At 41.6% G+C, this 15565-nt stretch carries 13 protein-coding genes and 1 pseudogene; 11 read left to right on the top strand and 3 right to left on the bottom strand.

Going from position 1 to position 15565, the window contains the following annotated elements; translation table 11 throughout:
* Positions 1-110 precede the first annotated feature (110 nt).
* The 6 genes from ilvC (at position 111) to ilvA (ending at position 6957) form a co-directional block, all read left to right on the top strand.
* Complete coding sequence (gene ilvC, locus CZ382_RS10530; protein ID WP_088051212.1) at positions 111-1145, top strand: ketol-acid reductoisomerase; 1035 nt, start codon at positions 111-113, stop codon at positions 1143-1145.
* Positions 1132-2676 carry a 2-isopropylmalate synthase gene (locus CZ382_RS10525; protein WP_088051211.1) on the top strand — a complete coding sequence of 515 codons (1545 nt, stop codon included), beginning with the start codon at positions 1132-1134 and terminating at the stop codon, positions 2674-2676. The genes ilvC and CZ382_RS10525 overlap by 14 nt, the downstream gene beginning before the upstream one ends.
* Positions 2677-2697: 21 nt before the next feature.
* Complete coding sequence (gene leuB / locus CZ382_RS10520) at positions 2698-3804, top strand: 3-isopropylmalate dehydrogenase (protein ID WP_088051210.1); 1107 nt, start codon at positions 2698-2700, stop codon at positions 3802-3804.
* A 20-nt stretch (positions 3805-3824) separates the two neighbouring features.
* Positions 3825-5231, top strand: coding sequence for a 3-isopropylmalate dehydratase large subunit (leuC, locus tag CZ382_RS10515; RefSeq protein WP_088051209.1), 1407 nt, complete (start codon positions 3825-3827; stop codon positions 5229-5231).
* Positions 5232-5245: 14 nt separating this feature from the next.
* Entirely contained in the window at positions 5246-5851 is a 606-nt protein-coding gene (gene leuD, locus CZ382_RS10510) for a 3-isopropylmalate dehydratase small subunit (protein WP_088051208.1), read from the top strand.
* Between the two features lie 158 nt (positions 5852-6009).
* Complete coding sequence (ilvA, locus tag CZ382_RS10505; protein ID WP_088053439.1) at positions 6010-6957, top strand: threonine ammonia-lyase; 948 nt, start codon at positions 6010-6012, stop codon at positions 6955-6957.
* A 344-nt stretch (positions 6958-7301) separates the two neighbouring features.
* Here ilvA and CZ382_RS10500 read toward each other — a convergent pair whose 3' ends face one another.
* Positions 7302-7703, bottom strand: a complete 402-nt coding sequence (locus CZ382_RS10500) for a VOC family protein (RefSeq protein WP_088051207.1) — start codon at positions 7701-7703, stop codon at positions 7302-7304.
* A gap of 92 nt (positions 7704-7795) precedes the next feature.
* On the opposite strand from CZ382_RS10500, the gene nagZ reads away from it, so the two are divergent.
* Positions 7796-9046, top strand: a complete 1251-nt coding sequence (gene nagZ, locus CZ382_RS10495; protein ID WP_088051206.1) for a beta-N-acetylhexosaminidase — start codon at positions 7796-7798, stop codon at positions 9044-9046.
* A gap of 103 nt (positions 9047-9149) precedes the next feature.
* On the opposite strand, the gene mnmH is transcribed toward nagZ, so the two are convergent.
* Positions 9150-10190 (bottom strand): tRNA 2-selenouridine(34) synthase MnmH, encoded by a 1041-nt coding sequence (mnmH, locus tag CZ382_RS10490; protein WP_088051205.1) that lies wholly within the window; start codon positions 10188-10190, stop codon positions 9150-9152.
* A 28-nt stretch (positions 10191-10218) separates the two neighbouring features.
* A complete protein-coding gene (selD, locus tag CZ382_RS10485; RefSeq protein ID WP_088051204.1) occupies positions 10219-11268 on the bottom strand; it encodes a selenide, water dikinase SelD in 1050 nt (349 codons plus the stop codon).
* A 469-nt stretch (positions 11269-11737) separates the two neighbouring features.
* Here selD and CZ382_RS10480 point away from each other — a divergent pair, with 469 nt between their 5' ends.
* The 4 genes and pseudogenes from CZ382_RS10480 to CZ382_RS10465 all read left to right on the top strand — a co-directional run bounded on the left by CZ382_RS10480 (position 11738) and on the right by CZ382_RS10465 (position 15483).
* Positions 11738-12274 (top strand): GNAT family N-acetyltransferase, encoded by a 537-nt coding sequence (locus CZ382_RS10480; RefSeq protein ID WP_088051203.1) that lies wholly within the window; start codon positions 11738-11740, stop codon positions 12272-12274.
* A pseudogene (locus CZ382_RS10475) lies at positions 12270-12734 on the top strand (phosphotransferase); the annotation flags it as partial. The gene CZ382_RS10480 and the pseudogene CZ382_RS10475, both read left to right, overlap by 5 nt.
* A gap of 460 nt (positions 12735-13194) precedes the next feature.
* Positions 13195-14733, top strand: coding sequence for a D-alanyl-D-alanine carboxypeptidase/D-alanyl-D-alanine endopeptidase (gene dacB / locus CZ382_RS10470; RefSeq protein ID WP_088051202.1), 1539 nt, complete (start codon positions 13195-13197; stop codon positions 14731-14733).
* Positions 14734-14889: 156 nt separating this feature from the next.
* Positions 14890-15483 carry an RDD family protein gene (locus tag CZ382_RS10465; protein ID WP_159457787.1) on the top strand — a complete coding sequence of 198 codons (594 nt, stop codon included), beginning with the start codon at positions 14890-14892 and terminating at the stop codon, positions 15481-15483.
* The last annotated feature ends 82 nt before the right edge of the window (positions 15484-15565 follow it).

The raw sequence follows: 15565 nt of genomic DNA, 5'->3' as shown, positions 1-15565 counted from the left end.
GGCGCTGGAGCCGGACGTGGCTTACTTTGCTAAGAGCAGAATAGATCCTAAATTTATATAACTTATCTTATTAAAAATAGATGAATTAAACACTATGGGGAGGAATTAAAATGGCAAAAGTACTTTACGAAAAGGATATTCAAAAAGAGGTATTACAAGGAAAGAAAATAGCTGTAGTAGGTTATGGATCACAGGGGCATGCACATGCATTAAATCTGCGTGACAGCGGTTATGATGTAGTTATTGGTCTTAGACCAGGAAAATCCCAAGCAAAAGCAGAAGAAGATGGCTTTACTGTTTATTCCGTAGGGGAGGCAGTTAACCAGGCTGATGTTGTAATGGTACTTCTTCCGGACGAATTGCAGCCTGCAGTCTATCATGAAAGTATTAAAGATAACCTGAAACCGGGAAGTGCAATCGCGTTCGCCCACGGATTTAATATTCATTTTACGCAAGTCGTACCTCCGGCAAATGTGGATGTATTCCTGGTAGCTCCAAAAGGGCCTGGTCATTTGGTACGCCGGACATACGAAGAAGGTGCTGGTGTCCCGGCATTATACGGCGTGTTTCAAGATGTGACTGGAAATGCAAAACAGCTTTCCCTTGCATATGCAGACGGAATCGGTGCTGCAAGAGCAGGCATTCTGGAAACATCTTTCCAAGAAGAAACCGAAACAGACTTGTTTGGAGAACAGGCGGTGTTGTGTGGCGGTCTGACCCATTTAATTAAAGCAGGATTTGAAACATTGGTTGAAGCGGGGTATCAGCCTGAAGTTGCCTATTTTGAATGTTTGCATGAGATGAAGCTAATTGTTGATTTGATCTATGAAGGCGGGCTGGAAAATATGCGCTACTCCATCTCTGATACGGCACAATGGGGTGATTTTACCTCAGGTCCAAGAGTGGTAAATGATGAAACGAAGGCACGGATGAAAGAAATACTTGCAGATGTGCAATCAGGTGAATTTGCCAAAGGCTGGATTCTTGAAAATCAGGCAAACCGCCCTAAATTCAATGCAACCAATAAAAAAGAAAATCAACTCTTAATCGAAAAAGTAGGAAGGGAGTTACGGGATTTAATGCCTTTTGTGAAGCAGCCATTACAAAATAAGCAAAAGGATGTGAAAGAACATGTCAGAAATTAAAATTTTTGATACAACATTACGCGACGGCGAGCAATCTCCAGGAGTCAATCTGAATCAGCTGGAGAAGCTGGAAATTGCCAAACAACTGGAACGGTTTGGTATTGACCGGATGGAGGCAGGGTTCCCTGCTTCCTCCAAAGGTGACTTTAATGCGGTGAAAACAATTGCTGAAACGATTAGGGACACTTCGGTGACAGGGCTGGCAAGAGCTGTTAAATCAGATATTGACGCCTGCTGGGAGGCATTAAAAGGTGCACCGGAGCCATGTTTACACGTATTTCTGGCGACATCGCCGATTCATATGACCTATAAATTGAAAAAATCACCAGAGCAAGTGATTAACACAGCGGTAGATATGGTTTCATACGCGAGACAAAAGTTCCCACAGGTGGAGTGGTCGGCAGAAGATGCCTCCCGTTCTGATTTGGAATTTCTTGCCCAAATCATTGAACAAGTGATTGACGCGGGTGCAACGGTGATCAATTTGCCAGATACGGTCGGTTATGCGACACCGGCTGAATATGGCAACATGTTTCGCTATATTACAGAAACGGTGCCAAATATTGACCGAGTCAGGCTTTCTTGTCATTGCCATAATGATTTGGGCTTGGCCGTAGCGAATTCAATTGCTGCAGTGGAAAACGGGGCTACCCAAGTAGAAGGAACCGTTAATGGAATTGGGGAGCGCGCAGGTAATGTGGCACTTGAGGAAGTTGCTGTTGCGTTGAAGATTCGCTCCGATCATTATCCGTATACAACCAACTTGAAACTGAATGAGACGAAACGGACCAGTGATCTTGTTGCAAAATTAACTGGCATGTATGTGCAAGCGAATAAAGCAGTCATCGGCCGGAATGCGTTTGCTCATGAGTCAGGCATTCATCAGGATGGTGTTCTGAAGCACGCGTCAACCTATGAGATTATCACACCTGAAATGGTCGGTGTTAGCTCAAATACACTATTTTTAGGTAAACATTCCGGACGCCATGCGTTTAAAGATAAGGTTCAAGAGCTAGGATATGAATTATCTGATGAAAAACTGCAAGAAGCATTTAACTTGTTTAAACTTTTAACGGATCGCAAAAAAGAAGTAACGGATGATGATCTTTTTACCATTTTGACAGAAATTCAGACGGATACTTCAAAGGTCGATAAATATCAACTGGAAATGTTCCAGGTGCAGTATGGTACGACAAATATTCCAACTGCTACCGTCAAGTTAAAATCCCCTGCTGGAGAGACCTTGCAAGCGGCTTGTACGGGACAGGGCAGTGTCGAGGCACTATATAAAACGTTAGATTCGTTAATCAAAGAAGACTTGCATCTCGTTGATTATCAGCTTAATTCAGTTGGACGCGGCAAAGATGCACTTGCTGAATCACATGTTCAACTCGTGATAAATGGCGACCCAATGAATGGCAGAGGTTCAGCCCAAGATGTAATAGAAGCATCGGCAAATGCGTTTCTTAATGCGGTAAACCGATATATTGTATATCAGCAGACGAGTAATAAGAAGCAAGCTGTAAAATAAACTTATTAAGGAGGGGAGCTTATGAATAAACAAATAATTCTGCTTCCGGGTGATGGTGTTGGGAAAGAAATTATGGAAGCGGCGAAAGTTGTTCTAAACACGGTTGCCAGCGAGTTTGGTCACCGGTTTACTTTTCATCAGCATGCGATCGGTGGTGACGCAATTGATCAATATGGAACACCTTTGCCGGAAGATACCATAAAGGCATGCCATAATGCAGATGCCGTTTTATTAGGCGCTGTTGGAGGAAGTAAATGGGACTCCCTTCCTGCACATCTGAGGCCGGAAAAAGGACTGCTTGGGATCCGGAAATCACTCGGCCTTTTTGCAAATCTGCGTCCGATCAAGGGGTTTGCCCCGCTGCTCCATGCATCGCCATTGAAGGAAGAGGTGGTAAAAGGCAGCGACATTATGATTATCCGTGAACTGACAGGCGGCCTTTATTTTGGCAAGCCGAGTGAACGGCGAGATAACGGCAATGCGGTTGTTGATACACTTTCCTATCAACGAAGCGAAATGGAACGGATTATTGACAAAGCTTTTCAAACTGCCAGACTAAGGAGCAACCATCTAACATCGGTTGATAAGGCCAATGTGCTGGAATCCAGCCGGCTTTGGCGGGAAATTGTCAATGAAAAGCAACAGGATTATCCGGATGTAACAGTTGAGCATCTGCTTGTCGATGCGGCAGCAATGAAACTGATCACACAGCCAACCCAATTTGATGTTATCGTTACAGAGAATTTATTCGGGGATATTTTAAGTGATGAGGCATCGGTTTTAACAGGGTCGCTGGGAATGCTGCCTTCTGCCAGCATTAGAACGGATGGGGTTGGGCTTTATGAACCTGTCCATGGTTCAGCACCGGATATCGCCGGAAAAGGAATCGCCAATCCTTTAGGGATGATTCTCTCAGCAGCATTAATGCTTAAACATTCTTTCCAGATGGAAGTGGAGGCTGCAGAAATTGAGGAAGCTGTACAGCAATGCCTTGAACAAGGATATCATACCGCTGATTTAAAAATTGCCGGCGGTAAGCAAGTGAGTACGAAGGAAATAACGGAAATCGTAGTGGAAAATCTAACGACAAAAGGTGTTTCAAATAGTATTTGCAGTATGTACGTCTAACCGAGGGAGGGAATGATAAAGTGGGGAAGCCCAAGACAATCATCGAGAAAATCTGGAATAAACACGTCGTACATCAGGAAGAGGGAAAACCTGATTTACTGTATATTGATCTGCATCTAGTTCATGAAGTAACCTCTCCACAAGCGTTTGAGGGGCTGCGTCTGAACAATCGTAAAGTACGGCGGCCGGATTTAACGTATGCAACAATGGACCACAATGTCCCGACACAAAATCGGGATGTTGTCAAAGACCAAATAGCTAAGAAACAAATGGAGACATTGAAAAAGAATTGTGAGGCAAATGGAATTAAGCTAGCTGATATGTATCATCCGGATCAGGGAATTGTCCATGTGATTGGTCCGCAGCTTGGTTTAACACAGCCAGGGAAGACTATCGTATGCGGTGACAGCCATACATCTACACATGGCGCATTTGGTGCACTCGCTTTTGGGATCGGCACAAGTGAAGTCGAACATGTTTTGGCAACACAGACCATTTGGCAGGAACGACCGAAGACATTAAATGTGCAGGTTGAGGGCGAACTGGGTGCCGGGGTGACGGCAAAGGATCTGATTCTTGCGATTATCGCCAAATTCGGTGTCCGGTTTGGAACAGGCTATGTAATCGAATATACAGGTAATGCGATTCGCAATTTATCGATGGAAGGACGTATGACCGTATGCAACATGTCGATTGAAGCGGGAGCAAGAGCCGGTCTGATTAGCCCAGATGAAAAAACGGTTGAATTTTTGCAAGGAAAGGAATACGTCCCTGATGGCGAGGAATTTACCGAATTAGCGGCCAGCTGGCTTGACCTGGCAACGGATCAAGGTGCTGTTTACGACAAAACCGTAACCATTAATGCTGAGGAAATTGAGCCACAAGTATCTTGGGGAACAAATCCTGGTATGTGTGTCCCTGTTAGTGGATCGACTCCTGATTTAAACGATGTTGAGTACCGGGAAGATGTAGAACGGGCACTAGCATATATGGGACTTGAGGAAAATCAGCCAATTACGTCGATTGAAATTGATCATGTATTTATTGGATCTTGTACCAACTCGCGGCTCGCCGATTTGCAAAAGGCTGCAGAAATTGTAAAAGGCAAACAGGTTAAACCAGGAGTCAGGGCAATAGTTGTGCCAGGTTCCTTCACTATTAAAACGCAAGCAGAAAAAGAAGGGATCGATACAATTTTCAAACAGGCAGGCTTTGAGTGGCGTGAAGCTGGATGCAGTATGTGTTTGGCGATGAATGATGATGTTGTACCACCAGGGTCAAGGTGTGCATCAACATCCAACCGAAACTTTGAAGGAAGACAAGGAAATGGTTCCAGAACGCATTTGGTAAGTCCGGAAATGGCGGCAGCGGCCGCGATTGAAGGCCATTTTGTCGATGTTCGTACGTTTACTGGAGTGCCAAGTTAGGAGGTGATTACGTCGTGGAGGCTATTCAACAGCATCAGGGATTAGTTTATCCGTTAAATCGGACGAATGTTGATACTGATCAAATTATCCCGAAGCAATTTCTTAAACGAATTGAACGAACCGGATTTGGTGAATTTCTCTTTTATCATTGGCGGTTTGACGACGATGGCAAAAGCCGAGTCGACTTTAGCCTGAATAATCCGGAATACCAAGAGGCATCGATATTAGTAGCAGGAGAGAATTTCGGCTGCGGATCGTCCAGGGAACATGCACCATGGGCCTTGCTTGATTATGGATTCCGCGTCATTATCGCACCAAGCTTTGCCGATATTTTCTATAATAATGCGTTAAAAAACGGGATTATTCCAATTAAATTGGATAAGACTCAAGTAAATCAATGGCTGGATCAAGCGAACAAGGCTGATTTAGTATTAGCTGTTGACCTGGAAAATCAGCAAATAACGGATGGGCAGCGTGAAGTGCATTTCGACATCCCGGCTTATCATAAGGAAAAGCTGCTAAACGGCTGGGACGAAATTGCACTAACATTACAACATGAGGACAAAATTACCGCATTTGAGAGTGCCGGGCAAAAGAAAGTGGCGATGGGTTCCGAATAAGTGTCATAAGGTATTTGTCACTTCCCAAATTTTGTCGGTAACGTTTCCGGGGGAGGTGCTTCCTCTCCTGAGCTTAATCAAAAGAATAGTTAAAACTTTCAACCTAGGAGTGTGAAACAATTGGGAATTGCTTAACAGGTGAAAAAGTGCATACTGCGATGGAACGTTTAACCCCCATCGTTCACCGTACACCATTACTTACATCAGCGACTACAGATAATTTAATTGGAAAACATGTTTATTTTAAAATGGAAAACCAGCAAAAAACAGGTGCATTCAAGTTTAGAGGTGCAAGCTTTAAACTAATGCAGCTATCAAAAGAGCAATTAAATAAAGGTGTTATCACTGCATCAGCAGGTAACCATGCCCAAGGTGTTGCGCATGCTGCGGCAAAATTAGGGGCACGGGCAACGATATTCATGGCAGAGAAGACGCCACATGCCAAGGTGAATGCGACCCGGAACTATGGAGCTGAAGTAGTGCTTACTGGTGAAACATTTCAGGAAGCATATGAAGCATCACTAAAAAGGCAAATGCAAACCGGTGCTGTTTATATTCATCCATTTGATGATTATGACGTGATGGCTGGTCAAGGCACCATTGCCATGGAAATGCTCAGGCAGGAAGACCGGATGGATACGATTATGGTGCCCATTGGTGGCGGTGGCTTGATTAGTGGTATCTCGGTTGCGGCCAAACATGTAAATCGTAATATCAAGGTTATTGGGGTTCAAGCCTGTGGAGCTTCAGCCATGTATGAAAGCTACCATACGAAACGGGTAAAAAATTTGAAATCTGTTTCGACCATTGCAGAGGGTATAGCAGTCAAACAGCCTGGTAAACGTACATTACCACTAATACGGGAATATGTGGATGATATTGTAACCGTAACAGATGAAGAAATTGCTGCAGCTATTTTATATATGCTAGAGCGGAACAAAACATTAATTGAAGGTGCCGGTGCGGCATCATTAGCCGCATTGTTCAAATATCATGAGCAAATTAGATCCAGACATTGTGGTGTGATTGTCAGTGGCGGGAACATGGATATTAACATGCTTCCGTCCATGCAGCAATTAGCCGAAAAAATGCGTTTCCCAGCTTAAAGAAAAGTGCCTGTCACTAATTAGCTATTATCATTTTGCAGGCCAAGGAGATATAAAATTCAAGCTCTATTCAGCTTGCATCAGAGTAAGGCCACGTCCGGCTCCAGCGCCCAGTGGATTTCCCTCACCTCCATACGATTAGTCAACATCGGTGAGAGGGGAAGTTCGGTTAAAACCGCGACGACAATCGCCACACCGAACTGACCTGCATCCTGCAGCCCCCCAGCTCACCGTGTTTCCTTTATCTCCTGCGGTTGTTTGTTCGGTTAAGACCGCTGCTCCCGACAGCAACACCGAACCACACTAAATGGCAGGGCGAGAGTCCTCTAGCCGCTAACCGGGCGTTACGCCTTTGTTTCATAATTAAGTTCCCATGAAATGCCATACTTGTCTTTTACAATTGCATGCTTGGCTCCCCAAAATGTATCCTGCAGCTCCATTTTAACCTCTCCATCTGTTGCTAAAAAACTGTAGACCTGATTAATCTCTTCCTCACTATCAAGATCAGGTCCGAGCAGGATGTTACTTCCATTTGCAGGTTTTTCACCAAACACATCGGCAAAATAAATAATACAATTTTCATTAATATGTAATTCTGCGTGAATATATTTCCCTTCGTGTCCCTTGAACATTTCTATTCCATCCGCCAACTGCGTGTTTTTAATTTCACCGCCAAATGCCCTTTGATAATATTCAACAGCTACTTTGCAATTTTCGATTCTGATATGTGGAATAAGTTTTTTCATTTCGGATACCTCCATTATTTTTATTTAGTATAACCTACCAATACTATTCATAGAAATAGAAAAGAAAGAAATTGTAGCCGGAGGAATAGAAAATGGGGAAGATAGCAGCGTATATGATAGCCACGATCATGCTTATAATCATCGGAATTACCATAATTGGAAAAGGTAATCAGCAAAATGACGGATTCGTTATTGCCAAGTCTTCTGAAATGGCAAAAAAATCATTAGAACAGAAACAGGCTCCAGAGTTAAACGATAAATCCGATAATGCAGCAATTATAGCAAATATGAGTTTAGATGAAAAAATCGGTCAAATGATGATTGCTGGGGTTAGTGGAACTTCTTTAAATGGGGATAACCTAAATTTGATAAGCAAATATAAGGTTGGAGGTATCATATTGTACGCGAACAATCTGGAAAGTCCGAACCAGACGATTGACTTATTAAATGAAATAAAAACAAAAAATGTCAGGAACCGTCTGCCGCTATTATTGGGGGTTGATCAAGAGGGTGGAGAGGTCTCCAGATTGCCAGGGGATTTAATCAACCTTCCTTCAAATAAACATATTGGTGAGCAGGGGAATGGCGGATACTCCTATACAATAGGATCAATGTTGGGGAAACAATTAACTGCTTTTGGGTTCAATCTGGATTTTGCCCCGGTTTTGGATGTGAACAGTAACCCGGACAATCCGGTTATTGGTGATCGGTCATTTGGCAACAATCCCGAAATCGTCAGTGATCTAGGTATCCAAACGATGAAGGGCATTCAGTCAGAAGGAATTATATCCGTTATTAAACATTTTCCCGGACATGGAGATACGTCTGTTGATTCACATTTGGAACTCCCTAGAGTGAACAAAAGTCTTAAGGAACTGCATAGACTTGAACTCATTCCATTTGAGCGTGCGATTCAAAATGGAGCAGATGTCGTCATGGTGGCCCATATTTTGCTGCCAAAGATTGATCCGGAGTTCCCATCATCCATGTCACCCAAAATAATAGATGGGATTCTCCGAAATCAGTTTGCGTTTTCTGGTGTCGTAATGACGGATGATATGACAATGAAGGCAATCACGGATAATTTTGATATCGGACAGGCAGCAGTTGAGAGTGTTAAGGCAGGGAATGATATGATTTTGGTAGCTCATGGCTATCATAACGTCATAACTGTTATCAAGGCTTTAGAGGATGCTGTCCATAATGGTGAGCTAACAGAGGAAAGAATTAATGAAAGTGTCAGTCGGATCATACACCTTAAAAGGAAGTATGATATTAGCAATAGGCAAACGGAATCCATTAACATAAGGCAGTTGAACAAGATTATGGAAACGGCATTATAGAGTTCCTGCCAGTTATGTAAATACAAAAGGGTAACCAGCAACATGTGGTTACCTGAATTTGTGCAATCAAGATAGCGAAACAAGTTGTAAACAAACAGTACTATTAATTCATAGCTTTTTGGTTTAATACTTTTTCGATACCGTGTAATGCTTCCTCCATGTTTTTGGCACGGATATGGATTTTTTTATCATCCGGATATTGTTTTGCCGCATACTTATATCTTGGATCATAGTAATATTCAAGCAACAACTGAATCGCTTCGGTATAATTATCATTCCGCAATCCTTCATCTATTTCCTTTGCAACCGGGGTGTGGATTCGCTTTTTAATAATTTGAAATGCCTCTACAAAGTCTTGTGGGGAATTCCAAGGCTGGTAATCATCTAAAATATTGCGGATTCGCTCCTCTATTGGTAAATCAATAATTAATTGCATACCTTTTTCCTTTTTTTCATAAAGGAAGTCCGGGAGTGTCACTTTGCCGATCCGTTTGCTTTCCCCTTCTACAAATACAAACGGGGCATCCTTGTATTGTAATAATTTTTCCACAAGCAGTGCCTCAAACTTTTTTTGATTGCTTGGTTGAAGCCCGATTTGTCCGAAAATCGAACCGCGGTGATTGGCCATTCCTTCTAGATCAATTACCGGATATCCTTTTTGCTCAAGCTGTTGCAAGATTGCGGTTTTTCCAGTTCCTGTAAAGCCGTTTAACACATACAGATCAGGTTTAAACTCATGTTTGGACAATTCACTAACAACCCATTGGCGGTAGGTTCGAAAGCCACCACTTAAACGATTGGCCTTGATTCCCATCAGATCAAGGACGGTTGCTGCTGTTTTACTGCGCATACCGCCGCGCCAGCAGAAAACTGTTTTAGGCGTATCTACTTTTCGGAATTCATCGATAAAGTCCGGGAGCTTTGCGGAAAAAATCGCAAGCCCCCGTTCTTTTGCTGCTTCAGGGCCGACCTGTTTGTAAATGGTACCAACCTCAGCTCGTTCTTCGGTTGTGAAGACTGGGATGTTAACACTGCCAGGGATAGTGGCCTCGTTAAATTCTTTTGGTGAACGTACATCAATTAATGTATGTGCTTCATTTTTTTGTAAGGCAAATAGGTCATCTAGTGCTATATCGTGAAACATAAATTACGTCACTTCCTCAATTCAAAAACTACAAAACAGTTATTTGTCCATTTTTGCCTTCGGTGACTTCCCCGATTATTTGCGCTTCTACACCCTTATCTTGTAGTGCAGCAAGAAGTGCATTCGCATCATCATCGGCTGCAGAAATTAATAGTCCGCCGGATGTTACCGCATCACATAGAATCCATTTATCCGTTTGATCCAATGATTCAGGGAAGGATACAATATCTTTTACATGATCAAAATTATTTTTCGTTCCACCTGGTACTGCGCCAGAATCGGCGAGTTCTTTTATGCGTGGTAAAACAGGTACTTGGTCTTTTATAATGCGAATTTCAACATTGCTGCCTTTAGCCATTTCCGAAGCATGACCAAGCAGTCCAAACCCCGTAACATCTGTACATGCATGCACATCGTAGCTTTCCATTGTTTCTGCGGCTGTTTTGTTCAGAGTTGTCATAACTTCAGTAACCTGGCTGATTTCCTCCTTAGAAAGCAAATCCTTTTTAATGGATGTTGAGTAAATGCCGACACCGATAGGCTTCGTTAAAATCAATTTGTCACCAAATCTTGCCCCCGTATTGGTCCTTACTTTATCAGGATGGACAATACCGGTAACAGCAAGACCAAATTTTGGTTCCTTGTCATCGATTGAGTGACCCCCGACCAGAGAGACGCCTGCTTCCGCCAGTTTATCACCGGCACCTCGTAATATTTCAGCAAGAATACCTTTGTCTAATGATGAAATGGGAAATGCAACGATATTAAGTGCAGTTATCGGCTTTCCGCCCATTGCATATACATCACTGATCGCATTTGCTGCAGCAACCTGGCCAAAAGCATATGGGTCATCAACGATAGGCGTAAAAAAGTCAACCGTCTGAACTAAAGCTGTATCATCGTTTAATTTATACACACCAGCATCATCGCTCGTATCCAGCCCAACAAGTAAATTAGGATTTTTTACAGTCGGGGGCAAAGCGCGCAATACCTGTGATAAATCAGCAGGTCCAATTTTACAGCCACACCCTCCTTTTGATGAAAGGGTTGTAAGTCTTATTGTATTTGTTTTTTCCATTTTATTATCATCCTTCCATTAAACATGGCGATATATAATGAATAAATTAATTTTAACATAATCAAGGTCTGGAACAAGTCATAGAAGTACTAATGGGATGGTCTGTTCTACAGAAGTACTTGTAAAATAGAAAGAATTGGATTCCACTGTACTAGCTTATAAGTAAAGAAAGAAAAAGGATGAAACCTTGTCTTGGATAAGGTATGCTAGAATTAACTGTTAAACAAATTAACAAACAATACACTAGTAAAAACAAAAAGTGAGCCCCACTTTTTCTACATTAATAGCCTACGTGGCACGTAAGCCTTCGAAAAGATCAAGCTCAAATCTTATTATGAGTATATACTAATTTTTTTATTTTTGGTTTTGGTAATGGTAAATTTTGATGTCGTCCCAAAAATTATATGTTCGAGATAATATTGCGATTCGCGCCATTAAAAAATTCAATAATTAAAGGTAGTTGATATTTTTGCTGTTTGAAAAAGAAGGTTTAAGAGTAAGGGAGTTACTACAACGGGATAAATTATTATTAGTAAATTGGCTTTCTAACCCGGTTGTACTTGAATATTATGAGGGAAGGGATAATTCCTTTGATTTAGAGAAGGTGGATGATAAGTTTTACAATTGTAATGATGATGTCAGCAGATGTATTATTGAGTTTGAAGGGAAAGACCTAGGTTACATACAATATTATCGATTTGATGAAATGACAAGCAAGATAGATGATTATAGTGAAAAGGAAATAATTTACGGTATTGACCAATTTATTGGTGAACCCGATTACTGGAATAGAGGAATTGGAACGTTGCTTGTGAAATCAATGGTAGAGTATTTGATTGAACAGAAACAAGCAGATAGAGTAGTTATGGACCCTCAAGTACAAAATGAAAGAGCATTAAAGTGTTATGAAAAATGTGGATTTAATAAGGTTAGAATTCTCCCTGAACATGAATTTCATGAAGGAAAATATCGAGATTGCTGGTTGATTGAATATAAGAACCCTTGATATACAACAAAAAATTCATATGATTATCGCTAACTCTCTTGAGCCAATGTCTGAAAAATTAAGCCGTCAAATTAAATCAGCCCCTAATTTGGATAAAAGACATAAGTTTGCTCTAATGCAAAAATTGAAAGCGGTGACATTTGAGGAAAGGCTTTGTCATGGAGATTATCATTTGTTTAATTTGATTATGTCAGAGGACAAAGTGACAATTATAGATTGGGTTGATTCCAGTGCAGGAGATATACGTGCCGACATATATCGCACGTATCTTTTGTATTCACGGTTTTCAATAGCATTAGCCGATGTTTATTTGCGTCTTTATTGTCAAAAAAGCGGTTTGTCCAAAGATGAAGTTTTTCAATGGGCTCCAGTTATAGCCGGGGCAAGATTATCTGAAGGTGTTTCAGCGGAAGAATCGGAACGTCTTATGAAGATAGTAAATCATTATTGTCCTTTATAGCTTACAATAGGGTGCTAATCGGAAACCATTGGGAAAGATGCCGATCGAGTGTGAAAATCCCGATCGGAACGGGAAACAGGCCGATTGAGCATGAGAAAACCCGATCGGAACGGGAAAGATGCCGATCGAGTGAGAGAAAATCCCGATCGGAACGGGAAACAGGCCGATTGAGCATGAGAAAACCGATCGAAACGGGAAAGATGCCGATCAAGTGAGAGAAAATCCCGATCGAAATCCTGGGTGGTTAGCAATAGCAATAAAAACCGGTGAATGATCGCAATGGCAACCATAATGATAAGGGACAATTGAATATCGTAACCCCACGGGTAGTGACCCTTTGATTAAATTGTAAACATTTTCTATAGTTCATTAGTTGTGTTTTTAACAAGCACTCTATTCCTCTCTATTCCTTTACTATATAATTAAAATATTCAAATTATAAAAGGATGTGGACATGCCCATGGATTGGAGAACCTGTACAAGAAACAGTTTATTACTTGTTTTGCTTGCATTTCTTGCTATTGTCCCTTTTATGGATCGGGAAGAAGGTTTATTGGTAAAGGCATCCGATGAAAATACAGAAGCAGTGTTTGACGAAAATGCCACACTGGACGAAAAGCTGGAGGCTATTCTGGATAATGAGCACCTGGATGGGACGACAACCGGTGTCAGTATCAAGAAAGCAGAAACCGGTGAATTGCTTTTCGAACAGCTTGGGGATATTCGCTTGCACCCGGCATCCAACATGAAATTACTTACTGCAGCTGCCGCATTGGAAACACTCGGAAAGGATTACCGCTTTCGTACAGAGGTTTTAACCGATGGCAATAAGAAAGGAAAGGTATTGCATGGGAACCTTTATCTCAAAGGAAAAGGAGACCCTACCTTACTGAAAGAAGATCTTGACCAGTTTGCGAAGAAATTAAAAGAATTTGGCATCAACAAAATTAAAGGCGATCTGGTCGGTGACGATACATGGTATGATGATGTTCGCCTCTCACAGGATCTAAATTGGTCAGATGAACCTTTTTACACCGGTGCTCAAGTGTCCGCATTAACATTATCTCCTAATGAGGATTATGATGCAGGGACAGTTATCGTGGAAGTGAACCCTTCCCAAAATCCCGCTAGACGAGCCGAAGTCACGGTTACACCAGAAACAAACTACGTTACAATCGTGAACAAGACAAAAATGGTAGCGGCGGATGGAGAGAAGGACATTTCTATTGAGCGGGAGCATGGATCAAATAAAATAATAGTTGAAGGGACAATGCCCGAAGATGGTTCGACCTCACGCGCCTGGTCATCTGTATGGGAACCTGCTGGCTATGTGTTAAGTGTTTTTAAAGCCTCTTTAAAGGAACAAGGGATTGATTTTATTGGGAAATCCAAAGAAAAATATAATGCAACCCCTGACGGAGCACGGATACTTACCTTTAAGGAATCAATGCCCCTGAAGGAATTACTGATTCCCTTTATGAAATTGAGTAACAATGGGCACGGGGAAATGTTAACGAAAGAAATGGGAAAGGTTGTAGGTAAGGAAGGAAGCTGGGATGAGGGCCTCAAGGTGATCAAGGACGTGGCTAAGGACCTTGGAGTTAATCCGGACACAATCCAATTGCGTGACGGTTCAGGGATGTCTCATAAAACAATGATTCCAGCCAACGATCTCACCCAGTTATTAGTGGAAGCACAGAATAAAAGCTGGTTCCCGGCTTTCAAAAAATCACTGCCAATTGCAGGCGAACCGGATCGATTAGTCGGCGGTACATTGCGTAATCGAATGACTTCAGGCCCAGCTAAAGGGAATGTTACTGCAAAAACGGGCTCTTTAACTGGTGTCTCCACCCTTTCCGGCTATGTTACGTCAAAGGATGGAGAGGATCTGGTCTTTTCCATTTTGATTAATAATTACCTTGTTTCAAGCGGAAAGATTACGGTAATAGAAGATGCTATTGCAACAACACTTGCTGAGCATGAAATGGAAGGGCAGTAGATAATCAGGCTGTTCCATCTCTTTTGGGGAGGAACAGCCTTCAAATTACTTTCTCGTTATTTCCATTAAGAACAGATTTTAGGGGAGTTATTACCCTCACCATGCCAAACAATGATTGCTAACTTTAGAATCGGAATAAAATTCAGGGGTGAACGTATGTCAAAAAGTGCTGCCAGCTTAAAAAAGAGACTGCTAGCCTTACTAGTAGATATTCTTTTGATTATCGTATATGTAATCGGTTTACTTGGGGTCACACAGTTATTGTACCATATATTTCTTGATGGGCCACCTGCAATGGGGCGTTTGGGAGAAGAACTGATCGCTTTTTCAACATTACTTTCTCCTGTTTTCTTATATTTTGTGATAACTGAGTATGGAAAAGCCAGAGCTACCTTTGGAAAACGAATGATGCATATCCATATCGATTCGATTGGTAATTTACCACTAACATTAACGCAGGTAATACTGAAAAATATCATTAAACTACTGCCGTGGCAAATGGCCCATACATTCATTTTTACAGGATTTCATAATGACTGGAATATCCCGGTTTTCGCTTTTGTCTTATTTATGGTAATTATCTATGGGTTGCCTATCTTATCCATTTTCATAATCTGCATTCGAAACGATCATTGTTCCATTCATGACTTAATTGCAAATACAATCGTTCTTGAAGGGGATTATGATACGACCTATGACCGACATAAAGATTGTCAGGATGATGAAAACAACAATATATTTTTTGGCTAATAAAAGAATTTTTTATCACAATTATTTAAAAAACCTTATTGACGTCAAAGTGTATTAACCGTATAATACATCACAAGGGTGT

It is taken from the genome of Virgibacillus dakarensis, assembly GCF_900155625.1.
Taxonomy (GTDB): domain Bacteria; phylum Bacillota; class Bacilli; order Bacillales; family Amphibacillaceae; genus Lentibacillus_C; species Lentibacillus_C populi.
Note: the sequence above shows the minus strand (reverse complement) of the source record. Positions and strands in the feature narration are given on the sequence as shown.

Excerpts from the sequence above, each read along its gene's own strand:
- ilvC (WP_088051212.1), top strand. The coding sequence starts at position 111 with ATGGCAAAAGTACTTTACGAAAAGGATATTCAAAAAGAGGTATTACAA.
- CZ382_RS10525 (WP_088051211.1), top strand. The coding sequence starts at position 1,132 with ATGTCAGAAATTAAAATTTTTGATACAACATTACGCGACGGCGAGCAA.
- leuB (WP_088051210.1), top strand. The coding sequence starts at position 2,698 with ATGAATAAACAAATAATTCTGCTTCCGGGTGATGGTGTTGGGAAAGAA.
- ilvA (WP_088053439.1), top strand. The coding sequence starts at position 6,010 with ATGGAACGTTTAACCCCCATCGTTCACCGTACACCATTACTTACATCA.
- CZ382_RS10500 (WP_088051207.1), bottom strand. The coding sequence starts at position 7,703 with ATGAAAAAACTTATTCCACATATCAGAATCGAAAATTGCAAAGTAGCT.
- nagZ (WP_088051206.1), top strand. The coding sequence starts at position 7,796 with ATGGGGAAGATAGCAGCGTATATGATAGCCACGATCATGCTTATAATC.
- mnmH (WP_088051205.1), bottom strand. The coding sequence starts at position 10,190 with ATGTTTCACGATATAGCACTAGATGACCTATTTGCCTTACAAAAAAAT.
- selD (WP_088051204.1), bottom strand. The coding sequence starts at position 11,268 with ATGGAAAAAACAAATACAATAAGACTTACAACCCTTTCATCAAAAGGA.
- dacB (WP_088051202.1), top strand. The coding sequence starts at position 13,195 with ATGGATTGGAGAACCTGTACAAGAAACAGTTTATTACTTGTTTTGCTT.
- CZ382_RS10465 (WP_159457787.1), top strand. The coding sequence starts at position 14,890 with ATGTCAAAAAGTGCTGCCAGCTTAAAAAAGAGACTGCTAGCCTTACTA.